The sequence below is a fragment of the Flavobacterium branchiarum genome, assembly GCF_030409845.1.
Classification (GTDB): Bacteria; Bacteroidota; Bacteroidia; order Flavobacteriales; family Flavobacteriaceae; genus Flavobacterium; species Flavobacterium branchiarum.
In genome coordinates, this window is sequence record NZ_JAUFQQ010000005.1 from 2095490 (window position 1) to 2113660 (window position 18171).

Genomic DNA, 18171 nt, shown 5'->3' on the forward strand with positions numbered 1-18171 from the left:
AGTGTTGATTAACACAAATATACTAAAAACCATGAAGTTGTTAAAAAAATCCTAATTTTAATTGTAAATTATTTCTTGCTCTCTTTGTATAAAGGCACGGCAGAACATGCTTCTCCATACATTATACTTCTGGCAAAAGGCTGTAAATAATGAGCAGCCAAAATATAAGCACGTGTAGGAACTGGTTTTTTAGAACAGCCTTTTATGATTACAGGTTTACTTTTGTATACTGAAAAATCGATATTACGTAGAATTTCTTCGTAAAGGCTAGAGTCTAGATCTTCTAGTGTGCCATCGACAATTTTTTTTGCAAATGGTGCTAATTGTACAGCTACGAGTATAGAAGCCCAAGCAGGAACTATTGCATCGGTACTACAATTAATAGCGACATAAGCGTCTTGGTATTGTGACCAATTATGATTTTTAAGGTGCTCGCGAAAGTCCTTTTCTTTCAAAAGAAATCCTTCGAGAAGCCATTGTGAAATGTCAATCTGAGCACGAAGTCCTTTTGGATAATAATCCTCAAGGTCAAAAACTTCTAAGGCGCTATTGGCAACTTTATTGATTATTTCTTCCATTATATTTTGTTTGCAGTATTTAGTCTCAGTAAAATTGTAATGACTGAGACTGAATACTGTATACTTTTTAAAGCATTCCTAATTCTAATTTAGCTTCTTCGCTCATTAAATCTTTGCTCCAAGGTGGATCAAAAGTTATCTCTACTTCAGCATCTTTTACGTTGTCTATAGATTTTACTTTTTCTTCAACTTCCCTTGGTAAACTTTCTGCTACTGGGCAGTTTGGCGATGTTAATGTCATTAAGATTTTTACTTCGTAATCAGTGTTTACCATTACGTCATATATTAATCCTAATTCGTATATATCTACAGGAATCTCAGGGTCGTAAATTGTTTTTAAGATTTTTACGATTGATTCTCCTAATTCGTTAGTATCTATTTCTTGTTCCATAATATAGTGTTATCTCTTTAGTCATATAGTTGTTTTAAGAAAATATAAATAAAATCTTAAATTGTATTATATGAGTTGTTTTTGTTTATTTTTTGTTTTTTGTATCGAATGCTAAGGCGTACATTTTAATGTTTTTTATCATCGAGACTAAGCCGTTTGCACGAGTTGCAGATAAATGTTCTTTCAAGCCAATTTCATCAATAAAATCTACATCCGCTTTTAAGATATCTTCTGCTTTTTGATTAGAGAAAGCTCTAATTAAGATTGCAATGATTCCTTTGGTTAAAATAGCATCGCTATCGGCTGTAAAAACAATCTTGTCACCATTCTGTTCTCCTTGAAGCCATACTTTAGACTGACAACCTTTAATCAAGTTCTCTTCAGTTTTGTATTCTTCTTTTATTAATGGTAGATTTTTTCCTAGTTCGATTATATACTCGTAACGTTGCATCCAGTCATCGAACATTGAGAATTCTTCGACTATTTCGTTTTGTATTTCTTTTATTGTCATGTTTTATTCTTGAGTAAAAGCAACTAATAAAGTCACTAGTTTTTCTATTTCTGCTGGAGGAAAACCATCGTCAAAACCATTGGTTTCGTATTTTTTTCCATTTTTTATTATTCTTAAATTCGCAACGGCAGCTCCGTCATAAAAGCGCTTTTCGGTTGGTGCTTTAAGTTGCGGAATGCTTTCTAAATTTATTTTTTTTAATTCAGAGACGATTCTTGCCCAATGTGCTCCACTGATTTTGTTTGTAACAGCTTCCTCACCTCTGGCTTTGGTAATCGATACCATCTGATTTTTAACTACTACCTTTTGGTAATAACCACGAGAAACAGCAGAATATACTATCTCTACAGTGTTCATGTCTACATTTTTCTGGCTTGCACAACTGCTTCCAATAAAAAGTGTCAGAAATAATAATGATAGTATTTTCATAGTTTTGGTTAGATTAAGATAACATTGTTTTGGCTTTTTTAACTGCTTCGACCATTAAATCAATTTCTTCTTTTGTATTGTAAAAAGAAAAAGAAGCTCTTACAGTTCCAGGGATTCCAAAATAATTCATTATTGGTTGTGTACAATGGTGACCAGTACGTACTGCAATTCCTAATTTATCAATTATTGAACCAATGTCAAAAGGATGAATTCCATTGATATTAAATGATATAACTGAAGCTTTTTCTTTACCAGTTCCGTAGATTTTTAAACCTTCAATTTCAAGTAATTGTTTAGTAGCATGTGCTAGTAATTCTTTTTCTTGTTGTTGAATGTTCTCAAAACCTATACTATTCATGTAGTCTACCGCAGTTCCTAGCACAATTCCCCCCGCTATATTTGGAGTTCCTGCTTCAAACTTGTGTGGTAAATCAGCATAAGTGGTTTTTTCGAAAGTAACTTCTTTTATCATTTCACCACCACCTTGATAAGGAGGTAATTTGTTTAACCAGCTTTCTTTTCCGTATAAAATACCTGTTCCTGTTGGTCCACACATTTTGTGGCCTGAAAAAGCATAAAAGTCACAATCTAAATCCAATACGTCTGGTTTTAAATGTGGTACGGCTTGTGCGCCGTCAATTAAAACGGCTGCGCCTACAGCATGCGCTTTCTCAATCATATGTTTTATAGGATTGATGGTTCCCAATGCATTAGAAATATGATTTACAGTAACGATTTTTGTTTTTTCTGATAACAACGATTCGTATTCGCTTATGATAAGCTCTCCGTCTTGATTCATAGGAATCACTTTCAGAATAGCGCCTGTTTTCTCACATAACATTTGCCAAGGCACAATATTACTATGATGCTCTAATGCTGAAACGATTACTTCGTCTCCTGGTTTTAATATAGCAGCAAAACCGTTTGCAACTAAATTGATTCCGTGCGTTGTACCTGAAGTAAATAATACTTCGTGTAAATGTTTGGCATTTATATGATGTTGGATTTTTACTCTTGAAATTTCGTAAGCATCTGTTGCTAACTGGCTTAAAGTGTGTACTCCTCGGTGTATGTTTGCATTAATTTCTTGGTAATATTTTGAAATAGCATCAATCACAACTTGTGGTTTTTGTGATGTAGCTCCATTGTCAAAATATACCAAAGGTTTCCCATTTACTTTTTCTGAAAGTATCGGAAACTCTGCTCTTATTTTATGAATATCTAGCATATCTTATTTAGAAAAATTCTACGTACAAAAGTACTAAAACTAAATTGGTTTATCCAGTAATTGATAAATTTCCTTTTTCCTTTTAGATAATCCTATAAAAAACTATATTGTTTTGCATATTTGATATTTTTATGCTTCTTGTCTTTGATTTTGAGTGTTTTAAAAGTTAATTTGTGAAAAAATTATGGTTATATTGCAGTGTATATAAATCGGTACTAATATGAAAAAAATCTTAAAATTACTTGTTCTTCTTCTGGTTGTCATAATTATTTATTTCAGATTTACTACTTATCCCAAACTTGATTTAATTTCTGGCTTCACCTCAAAAAGTATTGCTTCGTGTCATTTTATAGATAATCGGACTCTGGAATCAATAGAACAAGGAGATAATGATATTCCTTTGCTTAACTTGGCAACTAGTAAGATTAATGAAGAAGGGAAATTTGCAATATCTAATGTTTATGGGTTAAAAGAACGTAAAGCAATTTATAGAGAGGGGATTGGCGCTACTTTAATTAATGATAATTTCGATACATCTAAACCGTACTTGGTTCCCAAAAGAACAAAATTGGTTAACGATTTGCCTTTTCCTTATGGAGATAAAGAACCTAAAGATACTGTGTTCGCTACTGTTGATTATGCCAAATTAGAAAAAGCGGTTGTAAATGCATTTGATGTGGCGGGTGAAAAAAATAAAAGAACAAGATCTGTTTTAGTATTGTATAAAGACAAACTGATAGCTGAAAAATATGATACAGGATTTTCTAAAAACAGCAAGTTACTCGGATGGTCTATGACCAAAAGTATAACAGGAACAATGTTTGGTGTGCTTCAAAAACAAAAGAAATTTGATATTTATAAACCTGCTCCAATTGCTGAATGGCAAAATGATGAACGCAAAATAATAACTACTAACGATTTGCTTCATATGAATTCTGGTTTAGAATGGGTAGAGAATTACAATACGATTTGTGATGCAACCATTATGCTTTTCGAATCAGAAGATATGGCAAAAGTACAACTAGAAAAGCCGGCTTTGTTTAAACCTGATACACATTGGAATTACTCTTCGGGCACAAGTAATTTGTTGTCCGCTATTTTGAGAAAGCAATTTAAGACACATCAGGAATATCTTGATTTTTGGTATGCTGCTTTGATAGATAAAATCGGAATGAATTCTACTGTTATTGAAACTGATATGGTTGGGAATTATGTGGGGTCTTCTTATGCTTGGGCTACTACTAGAGATTGGTCTAAATTCGGTTTGTTGTATTTGCATAAAGGTAACTGGCAAGGAGAGCAAATTCTTGATGAAAGTTGGGTGAAATATGTATCTACTCCAACCAATACTTCAAAAGGGGATTATGGTGCTCAATTTTGGCTTAATGCAGGCGGTAAGTACAAAGACGCTCCTAAGGATATGTTTTATTGTAGCGGATTTCAAGGACAAAAAGTGTTTATTATTCCGTCTCTAGATTTAGTGATAGTAAGAATGGGTTTAACGGATGATCTTGATTTTAATTTTAATACTTTTTTGAAGGAGATAGTTTCTTCTATTAAGTAGATAATTTAATCGAAAAGTTCATTTAACTCATTGACGATGTTGGTTTTTTATGGAAAATTACCGCAAAGTTCACAAAGTCCAGTTGATTTGTTGTTGTAGTTAAGTTTTATGAAAAATTTAATCGCAAAGTTCGCTAAGTAGGGCTGAGTCATTATTATAGATAAGTTTTATGTGAAATTACCGCAAAGTTCGCAAAGTGAAGAAATCGCAAAGTGCGCTAAGTCCAGTTGACTTATTGTTGTAGTTAAGTTTTTTATAAAAAAAAGTCCGCAAAGCATATAAACTTTGCGGACTTTGCGAAAACCCTCGCGAACTTTGCGGTCAAATTTTCACAAGACTTTCGGTTAAATTTTTCATAAATCAATTCCCCTTTTCACGCCTAATTTACTAGCTCATTGTAGGGTTAAGTTTTTTATAAAAAAAAGACCGCAAAGCATATAAACTTTGCGGACTTTGCGAAAACCCTCACGAACTTTGCGGTTAAATTTTCACAAGACTTTCGGTTAAATTTTTCATAAATCAATTCTCCTTTTCACGCCTAATTTACTAGCTCATTGTAGGGTTAAGTTTTTTATAAAAAAAAGACCGCAAAGCATATAAACTTTGCGGTCTTTGCGTAACCCTCGCGAACTTTGCGATTATGTATTATAAATCAAAACCCATTTTCACGCCTAATTTGCTAGCGATAATTGTGGTGATTCGTTTTTTTAATTCTGGTATTTTGATGCTTTCGATAACGGCATTTGAGAATGCATACATTAGTAAAGCTTTTGCTTCTTTTTGAGGAATTCCACGTGATTGCATGTAGAACATAGCTGTTTCATCTAGTTGTCCAATTGTACAACCGTGAGAACATTTAACATCATCTGCAAAAATCTCTAGTTGTGGTTTAGCATTTATACTTGCTTTATCACTTAATAAGATATTGTTACTTTTTTGGAATGCATTTGTTTTTTGAGCTATTTTTTCAACCAATACTTTTCCATTAAAAACTCCTACCGAACGGTCTGTGAAGATTCCTTTGTAATCTTGGAAGCTTTCGCAATTTGGAGTAGAATGTTTAACTAATGTATAGTGATCTACGTGTTGTTTCTCACCTATAATAGTTATTCCGTTTAATGTACTTGTTAGTCTTTCACCAAAGTGATAAAAATTCAAGTTGTTACGAGTTAAATTTCCACCAAATGAAAACGTGTGAACCGATGCATGACTTTCTTGTTGTTGTGAAACGTAAGTATTGTCAATTAAATTAGCTTCGCTATTGTCATTTTGGATTTTGTAATAATCGATAATGGCACGTTTTTGAGCAAAAATCTCGGTAACTGAATTAGTTAAAACAGGATTTTCGTTTAAGCTCTGGTGACGCTCAATAATTTGTACGTGAGAATTCTCTCCTACAATTACTAAGTTTCTTGGTTGAACCATTAGTGCTGTTTCAGTTCCTGTTGAGAAATACATAATCTCGATAGGTTTATCAGCAACTTTCTTTTTTGGAATATTGATATACGCTCCTTCAATAGCAAATGCTGTATTTAGAGAAGTTAAACTATCTTCTGTATTAGCAATTTGATTGAAGTATTTATCAATTATCATTTTATACTTAGGTTTGGTCAATGCCGAAGACATTAAGCAAACGTCGATTCCATCATGAGTTGTAGAAGATAAATGCGAACTAAAAACACCATCAATAAATACTACTTTATAGGTGTCTATTTCATGTATAAAATATTTTTTTACATGATTAAATTCGATTGCATTTTCTTGTTTTGGAAATACGGAAAAGTCATTTTTTAAGATGGCATTTAACGATGTATATTTCCAAGCTTCTTCTTTTTTGGTTGGAAAACCTTTATTCTCGAAGTTTTTTATCGCTTGTGTTCTGATTTCGTGAAGGTCTGTATGGACATCTACACGTTCTTCAAAAGCCATAAAAGACGATACTAATTTTTCTTTTAAATCCATTTTTAATTTTTAGTCTTAAAGTCGCATGTCTTAAAGTCTTAATGTCAAGTGCCCTTATGGTAATTTTTGACTTTTAAACTCTACGGCTAGATTCTAAGTATTTAATGAAACCACTTAATAATTTCGATATTTCGGTTACCGACTCTAATAAAGTTTCAAATTCTTTTTTTTAATGTATTCTAAATCAAAAGCTAAATATAATTGAGAACGAACTTCTCCTGCTGAAGCTTTTGCTACGTATAAGAAATAGACAAACTCTTTGTCTGTATTTCTTTCAAAACCTTATGCTATATTTGATGATATAGAGATTGTTGCTCGTCTAATTTGTCTAACAAAATCAAAGTCTTTCTTGAAGTTAGAGTTTTCGGTAATTTGGTAAATTCTTTTGTTGAGGATTCTTGATTTTTGCCAAGAATTAATTTCTTCGAAAGAGTTAAATTTACTCATAATCTTCTTTTGACTTTATGACTTTCGACTTTAAAAACTAATTTAGTTCTCCGCTTTAATCCAGTCGTATCCTTTTTCTTCAAGCTCGTAAGCAAGTTCTTTTCCTCCCGATTTTACAATTTTACCATTGTAAAGAACGTGAACAAAATCAGGAACGATATAATCTAATAAACGTTGGTAGTGTGTGATAACTATAATTGCATTTTTGTCGCTTTTTAGTTTGTTTACACCGTTAGCAACAATTCTTAATGCATCGATATCAAGACCTGAGTCAGTTTCGTCAAGGATTGCTAATTTTGGCTCCAACATAGCCATTTGAAAAATTTCATTACGTTTTTTCTCTCCACCTGAGAATCCTTCGTTAAGAGAACGTGATAAAAATTTACGATCGATTTCTAATAATTCTGATTTCTCACGAATTACTTTTAGCATTTCGTTAGCCGGCATTTCTTCTTGACCGTTTGCTTTACGAGTTTCGTTGATTGCAGTTCTCATAAAGTTAGTTACGCTAACTCCTGGGATTTCTACTGGATATTGAAATGAAAGAAAAACACCTTTGTGTGCTCTTTCTTCTGGTGCTAAATCAGCTAAATCTTCTCCGTCAAGGAAAACGTCACCTTGTGTTACTTCATAGTTTTCGTTTCCAGCAATTACTGCTGAAAGAGTACTTTTTCCAGAACCATTTGGTCCCATGATGGCATGTACTTCGCCAGCTTTAACTTCTATGTTTATTCCTTTAAGGATTTCTTTGTCACCAATTGAGGCGTGAAGGTTTTTTATACTTAACATATTATTTTTGTTTAAAATTTAAAGTTCCAAGTTCTTTGTTTTATTAAGAATGGCTACTTTAAAATTTTTCTTGTTTAAACTATTTATTTTCAATTTAGGTTATAGTGAACAGTTTCTATTATGAAGTAAAAAGTATGTTTTGTAGACTTTAAACCTGAAACTTTAAACGTTTTAACCCACAGAACCTTCCAAAGAAATTTCTAATAATTTTTGTGCTTCTACAGCAAATTCCATCGGCAATTTATTTAAAACATCTTTACTAAATCCGTTTACGATTAATGCAATTGCTTTTTCAGTTGGAATTCCACGTTGGTTACAGTAAAATACTTGGTCTTCACCAATTTTACTTGTTGTAGCTTCGTGTTCTATTTTTGCAGAAGGGTTTTTGCTTTCGATATAAGGGAAAGTATGTGCGCCACAATTGTTCCCCATTAAAAGGGAATCACATTGCGAAAAGTTTCTTGCATTATCTGCACGAGCACTTATTTGTACTAATCCACGGTAGCTATTTTGTGATTTTCCAGCCGAAATACCTTTAGATATGATAGTTGATTTAGTGTTTTTTCCTAAATGAATCATTTTAGTTCCAGTATCTGCTTGTTGGAAGTTATTGGTAACAGCAATTGAATAAAATTCACCTACTGAATTGTCTCCTTTTAATACACAAGAAGGGTATTTCCAAGTTACAGCAGAACCAGTTTCTACTTGAGTCCATGAAATTTTTGCGTTAGTTTCGCATAAACCTCTTTTGGTCACGAAATTAAAAACTCCACCTTTTCCTTCTTTGTTACCTGGGTACCAATTTTGAACTGTTGAGTATTTAATCTCTGCATCGTCAAGAGCAATTAGCTCTACAACAGCAGCGTGTAATTGGTTTTCATCACGACTTGGTGCAGTACATCCTTCTAAGTAAGATACATAACTTCCTTCGTCAGCAATAACTAATGTTCTTTCGAATTGACCAGTTCCTGCTTGATTGATTCGGAAATAAGTAGAAAGTTCCATTGGACAACGAACTCCTTTTGGAATATAACAGAATGATCCATCAGAGAAAACTGCAGAATTTAATGCTGCGTAAAAATTATCTTTTTGTGGTACAACTGTTCCGAGATATTTACGAACTAATTCAGGATGTTCTTTTATTGCTTCAGAAATCGGACAGAAAATAATTCCTTTTTCTCCTAATGTCTTTTTGAAAGTAGTAGCAACAGAAACAGAGTCAACTACGATATCCATAGCGACATTGTTCATCATTTTTTGTTCGTCGACAGAGATTCCTAACTTTTTGTACATTTCTAGAAGTTCTGGATCGACATCGTCTAATGTTTTATTTGGATCTACTTGTTTTGGAGCAGAGTAGTAAGAGATAGCCTGAAAATCGGGTTTTTGATAATGTACATTTGCCCATTCTGGTTCAATCATTTCTTGCCATGCACGAAAAGCCTCAATACGCCAGTCGGTCATCCATTGTGGTTCTTCTTTTTTTAGAGAAATGGCACGAACAATATCTTCGTTTAGCCCAATAGGAAACGTTTCCGATTCTATATCTGTATAAAATCCGTATTCGTATTCTTTAGTTTCGAGTTCGATTTTTAAATCGTCTTCAGTGTATTTACTCATTGTATAAATTTAAAGATTGAAAAACTCAAATTTTGAATAATGCTTTTGAAATTTTTTAATCATTTATTTGATTCGAATTTTCGAATTTAATCCTTCTATAAAGTGTTTCAGTTTTTTAAAGAATTCGTTTTAGATTATTTGTCGATTTTGTAAACCTTAAATAATTTAATTTTAAAATTCTTTAACTGATTTATAGAGAAAAAGATTCACCACAACCACAAGTTCTACTCGCGTTTGGATTATTAAATACAAAACCTTTTCCGTTTAATCCACCTGAAAACTCTAATATTGTTCCAGCTAAATATAGAAATGATTTTTTTTCGACAGCAATAGTTATGTCGTTATCTATGAATATTTTATCGTCGTCCCCTTTGGTTTTGTCAAATTTTAAGTCGTATGATAAACCGGAGCACCCACCACTTTTCACGCCTACTCTTACGTAGTCATGTGCGGCATCAAAACCATCGTCTTTCATTAAGTCGATAATTTTCTTTTTGGCAGAATCAGAAACCTTTATCATTGTTATATAGATTATTGTCTAAATTGTTCGCAAAGATAATATATAAAAACCTTTTTCCATAGCGGTTCACATTATTATAACAAATGTTAAAATAGATAATACTTATTTAGGATAGTGAATTTGTAAGACATTGTTTCAGGCTAAGAAATAGATTTTCTAATTTTTAAGTTAAAAACACTAGTTAGTATTGTTTATTTATTAAGTAAAAACACGTATTTATACGTAGTAATTAATGATTGGAGTAGGATACTTTTGCAAAAAAAAACACGGTGTAAGCATGAGAGAAAAAGGTCTAAATAATTGGTTGAAATTTTTTGTAATAGTATTGATTTCTGGCTTGGGTGTTGCTTTTGTTGTCAAGAATGATTCGGATGAACTTGCTGAAAACGATACAAAGGCTTTAGAGAATACAACAAACGTAGGTAAGGTAAATCAGAAAGACAGCAACAAACAAAACATATTAGATTCTTTAACCTCTCTGAAATTAGATTATGATGTTGCAATTTTAGAAAAAACCGCATTATCAGAACAATTAGAGTTAGAGAGGAAAAATGTCGAAAATTTAATGGAAATTGTTAAGGCTTCAGAAAAACCTTCTTCTTCTCAAATTGAAGTTTACAGGAAACAACTTTTGGGATTGAAAAGTATGTTGAATGCTAAAGTTTTAGAAATCAATCAACTTAAAAATCATAATAAAAAATTATTGACAGAGATTGAAGGCCAAAATGTTAGAATAGATAAGAATAAGCGAGTATACGATACATTGGTGTCAAAACAAAAAGAACTTGAATCGACTTTAAAAACTGCTTCAAAATTAACTTTAAGTAATTTTAAGGTTGTAGCATTAAGAGATAAAAGATCAGGAGAAGAATTAGAAACGAATAAAGGAAGCAAGGCCGAAAAGCTGAAAGCTAGTTTCTCTATTAATGGAAATTCTATTGCTAAAACAGGAAAGAAAGTTTTTTATGTTCAAGTTTTAGATCAGGATAATTTTGTTCTTGGTGAGAATAAACTAATTGAGTTTGATGAGAATTCGGCTTTGGTTTATAGTTTTATAGTTGCTGTAGATTTTCAACACAAGCCTGTTTCTGTTTATGGAATTTTAAATACAAGAGGCAGGAAGTTTCAAAAAGGAGTTTATTTTGTTAACTTTTTTGATAAAGACGAACTTGTGGGAACGGCTTCGATAGTGTTGGGATAATTTTGATCCCTGTTTTTTAGTAAAAGGGATTTTGATTTCCTAGCTTTGTTTTATCTTATAAATTGATATACAATGAAGCTTTACCCAATAGAATCAGGAAATTTTAAATTAGATGGAGGTGCCATGTTTGGTGTTGTGCCTAAAACAATTTGGAATAAAACGAATCCTGCCGACGCAAATAATTTGATTGATATTGCTGCAAGATGTTTGCTTATCGAAGATGGCGACCGACTTATTTTGATTGATACAGGAATGGGAGATAAACAGTCAGAAAAGTTTTTTGGCTATTATTCGCTTTGGGGAAATCATTCGATAGATAAATCGTTGGCAAAATATGGTTTTCATCGTGATGATATAACAGATATATTCATGACTCATTTGCATTTTGACCATTGCGGTGGAAGTGTACAGTGGAATTCTGATAAAACGGGTTATGAACCAGCTTTTAAAAATGCTAAATATTGGAGTAACGACAGTCACTGGGATTGGGCAATAAAACCGAATGCTCGTGAGAAAGCTTCTTTTTTGTCTGAAAATATTTTGCCAATGCAAGAAAGTGGACAATTGAATTTTATAAAAAGACCCGAAACAGATTTTCTTTCAACGTCTGAACTTGGTTTCGGAATTTTCTTTGCCGATGGACATACCGAAAAGCAAATGATTCCGCACATCCAGTATCAAGATAAAACGATTGTTTTTTGTGCCGATTTATTGGCAACAGCTGGACATATTCCGTTGCCCTATGTTATGGGATATGATACAAGACCATTATTGACGATGCCTGAAAAATCAAAATTTCTGAACGCAGCAGCTGATAATAATTACTATTTATTTCTAGAACATGATGCACATAACCAGATAATAACAGTAGAGCATACTGAAAAAGGAGTTCGATTAAAGAATGTTTTTATTTGTGAAGAGATTTTTTAATGTAACTATTAAATATTAAAAAAATCCCGTTTTCAAACTTTGAAAACGGGATTTTTTTATTATGTTTTTTGTTTTTATTAATTGGATTTAAACTTCCATACCTGACCAACAGTTTCTCCTCCTTTATTGTCTTTTACAATAACTCTCCAAAAATATTCTTTTGTAGGTTCTAATGTTACATCAAGTACCTTTGCTGCTATGTTTTCAGCTATTTTTTTGGTAGGTGGGTTTGTAGTTCCGAAATAGACATCATAAGTTAGAATATCTGTTGCATCAACATCTGTTGCATCCCATTTTAAGGAAGCAGTAGCAGTGCTCAGAGTGCTGTTTAAGGTTGGATGCAGTAAACTTGGTGCAAAAGGTAAATGATTTACCACAGCATCTCCCGCGGTATAAAATTTGTAAACTGTAGAATAAGCACTTGCTAATCCTTTGTTATCAAATGCTTTTATCCTCCAATAATAGGCTGTGTTTTTGTCTAATACAAGCGAGGTGTTATTATCGGCTCCTTCAAAATTTTTATCAATTTTAGCAAAAGTATTGTCTTTTGAAATTTGAATTTGATAGGTTATAGCGTCATTGTTTGCATCTGTAGCTTTGTCCCATTTAAAAGAAACGGTATTGTCTACGCACAATTTATTATCAGCAGGACTAGTTAAAGCTGGTACAGTAGGTGCTACGTTTACAACTCCTGGAGTTACAGGATCGTCTTCACCACCGCCACCGCAAGAAATAAACAAAATACTGATGATTGATAAGTATATTAAATTTTTCATTTTTATTTTTTTATAATTTTAATGTATTCTGGAGTGTCTAAATAGATTTTAACAGCATAAATTCCAGAAGCTTGGTTTTCGATATTTAAATATGCTTTTCCATCTTCGATGTTATAATTTTTAGTAGAAACCAATTGACCTCCGAAATTGTAAACTTCTATTTTGATTTCCTTTTTATTCGTTGGGACATCGATTTCAAAATTTCCAGATGTTGGATTGGGATAAGCAGCTAAACTTCTTATAGCATCCAATGACGTAATTCTTTTAGAAAATACACCTTCACAAACTTTAGCTGTTGCTACTTCTATTAAGCCACCTTTGTTTAAATCTAAAGAGAAATTAGGATCGGTTGTCTGAAACTGCGCTTGACCATCTACAAAAACGGTGAAAGGCGCTGTTCCTGCTGTAATTTCAACATCAACTTTTCTAGCGGTTATGTTGGATGTTCCAGAAATGGTTGTTGCCTTGGCGATACTAACATTAAAGCTTTGTTCGTATTTTTCTCCAGCTATTGAGATAATAATATTGTAAGCTCCAGGGCTAAGGTTAGAAGCAGTTAAAGTGTTGTTTGTAAAAGTGTATGGTTTTCCATTTATACTAGCGGTGTAAGGTAACTTAGCATTTGCTGTTATACTAATTTCACCGTTGTTTTCGTTAACGCAAGATTCTCCTTTTGACTCAATAGTATAGTTATTTGAAGGAAGGCTAAAATCGCATTGAGTGTTATAACTAGCGCTTGCGTCTTTATATTTAGCCCAAGTATTATTAGAGTATGTAACGTCATCAACTGTTATGCAAGATAAATTAGGGTTGTTGGCAAAACTGTTATAATAAGAATTATTAAATTTAGCATTGCCTCCATTCTTTATGTTTAGTTTCATTAAGTCATTACTACTACAAATAAGTTGTTTTAAATTAGGATTACTTGAAAAGTCTAAAGATGTTAACATATTATCAGAAACATATGCGATTTCTAATAATGGATTCTTGCTGAAATCTATATTAGTTAGGCTCATACGTTCACCATGCAATTGCTTTAAATTTGGCAATGCCTTAGTCTCTAAATAGTTTATATCATTGTTTCCACAGAATAATTTTTCTAATTGAGGATGTTTAGTAAGGTCTAAGGTTTTTAGTAAATTAGCTTCGCAGTTAAGGTATGTTAGTTTTTTGTTTGCCGTAAAATCAATCGTTGTTAGGTTGTTGTAGCCTACTGATATAGAGGTTAAATTTATATTATTTGATAGATCAAAACCTTTAATGTTTTTATTTTGACTAGCATTTAAATATTCTAATGCGATATTTTTTGAAAGATCCAAGCTTGTTAGTGTACTCTGACTTGAATTTTCATTATTACTACCAGCCGCTGAACAATGTAAGTTCGTCAAGGCTAAATTTTTAGTAACATCTAAAGTTGTTAATTTATTATAAGTGACATTTAGCTCTGTTAAAGCTAAGTTTTTAGCAACATCTATGTTTGTTAATTTGTTATAAGAGACATTTACCTTTGTTAAAGCTAAGTTTTTAGAAATATCTAAAGTTGTTAATTTATTATAATAGACATTTAGCTCTGTTAAAGCTAGGTTTTTAGAAACATCTAAGCTTGTTAATTCGTTTTGTTCACAATTTAATACTTTTAATTTTAGGTTTTTAGAAACATCAATACTAGTTAGCTTACCTTTTCCATTGTAAGGTAATTTTAGATTTTCAAGAGCTATAAAATCTTGTATTCCTGTTAAGTCTTTGATTTCTAAGTTGGTGTAATAATCGCTTAGGTCTAATGTTGTAATGGTGTTAATTGCACGAGTAAGTACTTTACCGTCTTCAACTCCGTCAATCCCTTTTTTAATTAAAGATTTCTCAAAATTTGCATCGGGAATTAATGTGTATTCAGGTGTTGAACAAATTGACTCAGAGAATTTCGCAACAGGATCTTTTCTTTTTATCCAATTGGTATTAGCATAAGCAACATCATCAACAAGTACACAAGTTAAACTAGGGTTTGCAGTAAGTGATAACTTGTCTGATTTTATAAGGGTATTTTTCCCGTTCTTCAAATTTACTTCCTTTAAGGTTGGATTATGACTAGCGTCAAATTGTATTAATGCTATATTTTTGGAAACGTCTAGTGTTTCTAAAGCATTATATTGGCATTCTAAGTAAATTAAATTTAGATTTTTAGATAAATTTAAAGTCGTTAGGTCGTTACTATAGCATTCTAAACGTCTTAACTTTGTGTTGTTAGAAAGATCAAGGTATGTTATTTGATTTTGAATACAGTCAATTGTTTCTAAATAAATGTTTTTAGAGGTGTCTATTGTGGTCAGTTTGTTTGTATAACAACTTAAATTGACTAAGTTAATGTTTTTGTTAATGTCTAAAGAGGTTAATCCATTTCCACCACAACTTAAATACCTTAAATTGATCTGTTTACTAACATCGATAGTTTTTAGATTATTATAGTAGCAAGATAGGTCGGTTAATGCTAAATTGTTTGAAATATCTAGAGTAGCTAAAGAATTCCAGCCACAATTAAGCGATTCTAAAGCTGTATTTTTAGAGATATCTATGCTTGTTAATTTATTTGAAGAAACTTCCAGTGTAGTTAATGCAGTAAAATCTTGAATTCCTGTAAGATCTGAAATGTTGCTACCTGAAATATATAAGGTTCTTAATGATTTAATGTCGCTAGTCAATACTTTTCCATCTACTTCTCCAGAATCGAATCCCATGGAAATTAATTTTTTTTCGAAATTCACGTCTGGAATCAAAGTGTATTGTACGGGAACATCTGCAATATCTACAACAGATACATTGTCAACCAAAATTTCAGAATTAAGTGTTCCTGTTGTCCAGATATCTACTTCTATGTTTTCTGATATTTTTGAAGTGTATTCAAACTCAATTTTTCTCCATTCTGTGGTAGAAAAAGTAACATCAGATTTTTGAGTTACTTTCTCCTTAAAAGTGCCTGGTTTGTGATACAGGCTTAAATCGATAGAAGAAAATGTTCCTTTTACAGTTTTGTGGTATACTGTTACACGATAGGTTTTGTTTGCTTGTATAGGAAAATATTCGCTATTAATATACGTGAAAGTTCCGCTGGCAACCATCATGTTAGTACTTGATTTTCCGTTTTGTGCGATTGTACTTTGTGAAACAAAGCCACTAAAGAAAGGGTACCAGTTATTTGGTTGATTGGAAGAAGTCCAGGTTTCGAAATTCCCATTGGGAACTAAGTTCGTCTGTGCATGAATTGTAAAATTTGCCAATAACAGCAATAAAAGTAGTTTTGTTTTCATAGATTTAGTTTACGATTTGAACTTGCAATGATACGAAAATACAAATTATTTCTTGTTAAATTTTTATTTATCAGGTAGCAATTAAATTCATTTATCTTCATTTCTAAAGAATGATTATATTTGAACGGTTTCTAGTTTGATAAAAAAAGATTGAAGAAGATTCCTAACAGTGTGTTAATCTGTCTTTTTTTTGTAACAAAAAATCATAAATTAGACCCGTATTTTAACTTTTATTAAATTTATTATAAATGAATAGTATCAAGCCTATTTACATGTCTGCTTTTGCGCTAATGGTTTTAGCAGGTTGTGGCGCTACAAAACAAGCATCAATTACAACACCTCCAGTTGTTGAAATTGCTCCTGCAATTATTAAAAAAAATGCTCCCCTTACAGAGAATGAATTGAAAAGATGGAGTCATCTGGATTTAGTAAAAGATACTATTCCGGGGATGAGTGTTGATAAGGCGTATGCCGAATTGTTAAAAGATAAAAAAGGAGTAAAAGTAATAGTAGGAATTGTTGATTCAGGTGTTGATATTGAACACGAGGATTTACAAGGGAAAATCTGGACTAATGCAAAAGAAATTCCTGGTAATGGAATCGATGATGATAAAAATGGTTATATCGATGATGTTCATGGTTGGAACTTTCTTGGTGATGCTGTAAGTGAGAATTTAGAACTTACTCGTATTGTAAAGAAAGGTGATGATGGATCTCCTCAATACAAAGATGCATTGGCGATGTACAATGAAAAGTATGAAAAGGCATTGCAAGAGAAACAAATGATTGATTTTTATCTGGATGCAAATAAATCGATAAAAGATTATTTAAAGAAAGATAAATATACACTTGAAGATCTTAGTGTTATTACTTCAGTTGATCGAGCTATAATTAATAGTAAGAATGTAATGGCTCAAATTTTAACTAATGCAGGTCCTGACTTTGAAGCTGGCTTAGAGGAGTATAGAGAATATGTTTACGATCAGTTAAATTTTAATTTGAATAAAGAATTTGATGGGCGTAAAATTGTAGGAGATAATCCAGAGGATATTAAAGATACTCGCTACGGTAATAATAATGTTATTGGGCCAGTTAAAGATAAAGCATTACACGGAACTCACGTAGCAGGTATTGTAGCTCAATTGCGTCATAATAATTTAGGTGGAGATGGTGTTGCTAATAATGTTGAGATTTTGGCAGTGAGAGCTGTTCCAGATGGAGATGAGTACGATAAAGATATTGCATTGGCAATTCGTTATGCTGTAGATAATGGAGCAAAAGTAATCAACGGAAGTTTTGGAAAGAGTTTTTCTCCTCATAAACAATGGGTTTACGATGCTATAAAATATGCTGCTAAAAAAGATGTTCTAATTGTGCATGCAGCTGGAAATGATGGATACAATATTGATATTGAGAAAAATATTAATTATCCAAATGACTCTGAAGACAACATTAAAGAATTTGCAGATAACTTAATTACAATTGGTGCAATAAACAAAGTATATGGAGAAAAGGTAGTTGCTAGTTTTTCTAACTTTGGAAAAATAAACGTTGATGTTTTTGCGCCAGGTGAAGAAATCTATGCAACAATTCCAAATAACAAATACAAGTATTTGCAAGGAACTTCGATGGCAGCGCCAAACGCAGCTGGGGTTGCGGCTTTAATTCGTTCGTATTACCCAGGATTAACTGCTCCGCAGGTAAAACATATTTTAATGAATTCTGGGGTTTTACTTCCTGAGATGGTGTTTTTAGGTGAAAATCCAAACCCAGAAGAAAAACCAGTAGCGGTTTCTTCGGCTGAATCATCTAAAACACGTAGAATGGTGAATGCTTATAATGCATTATTGATGGCAGAAAAAATGTCAAAAAAATAAATTGTAAAGAATATTAATCCGATGGAAGGGTGGCAACCCTTCCATT

The 18171-nt window shown here is 32.2% G+C and carries 15 protein-coding genes and 1 pseudogene; 4 read left to right on the forward strand and 12 right to left on the reverse strand.

What is annotated here, in order from left to right; genetic code table 11:
• Positions 1-68: 68 nt before the first annotated feature.
• The 5 genes from QWY99_RS21075 to QWY99_RS21095 form a co-directional block, all read right to left on the reverse strand.
• Positions 69-578, reverse strand: coding sequence for a DUF2480 family protein (locus QWY99_RS21075; RefSeq protein WP_290267788.1), 510 nt, complete (start codon positions 576-578; stop codon positions 69-71).
• A gap of 67 nt (positions 579-645) precedes the next feature.
• Positions 646-969: an SUF system Fe-S cluster assembly protein gene (locus QWY99_RS21080; protein WP_290267790.1), complete on the reverse strand. Its 324-nt coding sequence runs from the start codon at positions 967-969 to the stop codon at positions 646-648.
• An 85-nt stretch (positions 970-1054) separates the two neighbouring features.
• Positions 1055-1480, reverse strand: coding sequence for a SufE family protein (locus tag QWY99_RS21085; protein WP_290267792.1), 426 nt, complete (start codon positions 1478-1480; stop codon positions 1055-1057).
• A 3-nt stretch (positions 1481-1483) separates the two neighbouring features.
• Positions 1484-1909: a hypothetical protein gene (locus QWY99_RS21090; RefSeq protein WP_290267794.1), complete on the reverse strand. Its 426-nt coding sequence runs from the start codon at positions 1907-1909 to the stop codon at positions 1484-1486.
• Positions 1910-1922: 13 nt separating this feature from the next.
• A complete protein-coding gene (locus QWY99_RS21095; RefSeq protein WP_290267796.1) occupies positions 1923-3137 on the reverse strand; it encodes an aminotransferase class V-fold PLP-dependent enzyme in 1215 nt (404 codons plus the stop codon).
• Between the two features lie 220 nt (positions 3138-3357).
• Between QWY99_RS21095 and QWY99_RS21100 the strand changes: the two genes are divergently transcribed.
• On the forward strand, positions 3358-4701 hold the full coding sequence (locus tag QWY99_RS21100) for a serine hydrolase domain-containing protein (protein WP_290267798.1): 1344 nt from the start codon (positions 3358-3360) through the stop codon (positions 4699-4701).
• 645 nt (positions 4702-5346) lie between these two features.
• Here the strand turns inward: QWY99_RS21100 and sufD are convergent.
• From sufD to QWY99_RS21125, 5 genes and pseudogenes are all read right to left on the reverse strand, one after another.
• Positions 5347-6663 (reverse strand): Fe-S cluster assembly protein SufD, encoded by a 1317-nt coding sequence (sufD, locus tag QWY99_RS21105; RefSeq protein ID WP_290267800.1) that lies wholly within the window; start codon positions 6661-6663, stop codon positions 5347-5349.
• A 144-nt stretch (positions 6664-6807) separates the two neighbouring features.
• A pseudogene (locus QWY99_RS21110) lies at positions 6808-7110 on the reverse strand (four helix bundle protein).
• A 42-nt stretch (positions 7111-7152) separates the two neighbouring features.
• Positions 7153-7899 carry a Fe-S cluster assembly ATPase SufC gene (gene sufC, locus QWY99_RS21115; protein ID WP_290267802.1) on the reverse strand — a complete coding sequence of 249 codons (747 nt, stop codon included), beginning with the start codon at positions 7897-7899 and terminating at the stop codon, positions 7153-7155.
• Between the two features lie 171 nt (positions 7900-8070).
• Positions 8071-9519: a Fe-S cluster assembly protein SufB gene (sufB, locus tag QWY99_RS21120; protein ID WP_290267803.1), complete on the reverse strand. Its 1449-nt coding sequence runs from the start codon at positions 9517-9519 to the stop codon at positions 8071-8073.
• A gap of 190 nt (positions 9520-9709) precedes the next feature.
• Positions 9710-10039, reverse strand: coding sequence for a HesB/IscA family protein (locus QWY99_RS21125; RefSeq protein WP_129540185.1), 330 nt, complete (start codon positions 10037-10039; stop codon positions 9710-9712).
• 277 nt (positions 10040-10316) lie between these two features.
• Between QWY99_RS21125 and QWY99_RS21130 the strand changes: the two genes are divergently transcribed.
• Both QWY99_RS21130 and QWY99_RS21135 read left to right on the forward strand, forming a co-directional pair.
• Positions 10317-11240, forward strand: coding sequence for a DUF8428 domain-containing protein (locus tag QWY99_RS21130; RefSeq protein ID WP_290267805.1), 924 nt, complete (start codon positions 10317-10319; stop codon positions 11238-11240).
• 72 nt (positions 11241-11312) lie between these two features.
• The gene (locus QWY99_RS21135) at positions 11313-12170 is read left to right on the forward strand and encodes an MBL fold metallo-hydrolase (protein WP_290267807.1); all 858 of its coding nucleotides are present in this window, start codon (positions 11313-11315) and stop codon (positions 12168-12170) included.
• Between the two features lie 77 nt (positions 12171-12247).
• On the opposite strand, the gene QWY99_RS21140 is transcribed toward QWY99_RS21135, so the two are convergent.
• Positions 12248-12946, reverse strand: a complete 699-nt coding sequence (locus QWY99_RS21140; RefSeq protein ID WP_290267809.1) for a glycoside hydrolase family 78 protein — start codon at positions 12944-12946, stop codon at positions 12248-12250.
• Positions 12947-12948: 2 nt separating this feature from the next.
• The gene (locus QWY99_RS21145; RefSeq protein WP_290267811.1) at positions 12949-16248 is read right to left on the reverse strand and encodes a T9SS type A sorting domain-containing protein; all 3300 of its coding nucleotides are present in this window, start codon (positions 16246-16248) and stop codon (positions 12949-12951) included.
• Between the two features lie 248 nt (positions 16249-16496).
• On the opposite strand from QWY99_RS21145, the gene QWY99_RS21150 reads away from it, so the two are divergent.
• Positions 16497-18125, forward strand: coding sequence for a S8 family peptidase (locus QWY99_RS21150; RefSeq protein WP_290267813.1), 1629 nt, complete (start codon positions 16497-16499; stop codon positions 18123-18125).
• Positions 18126-18171: the final 46 nt, after the last annotated feature.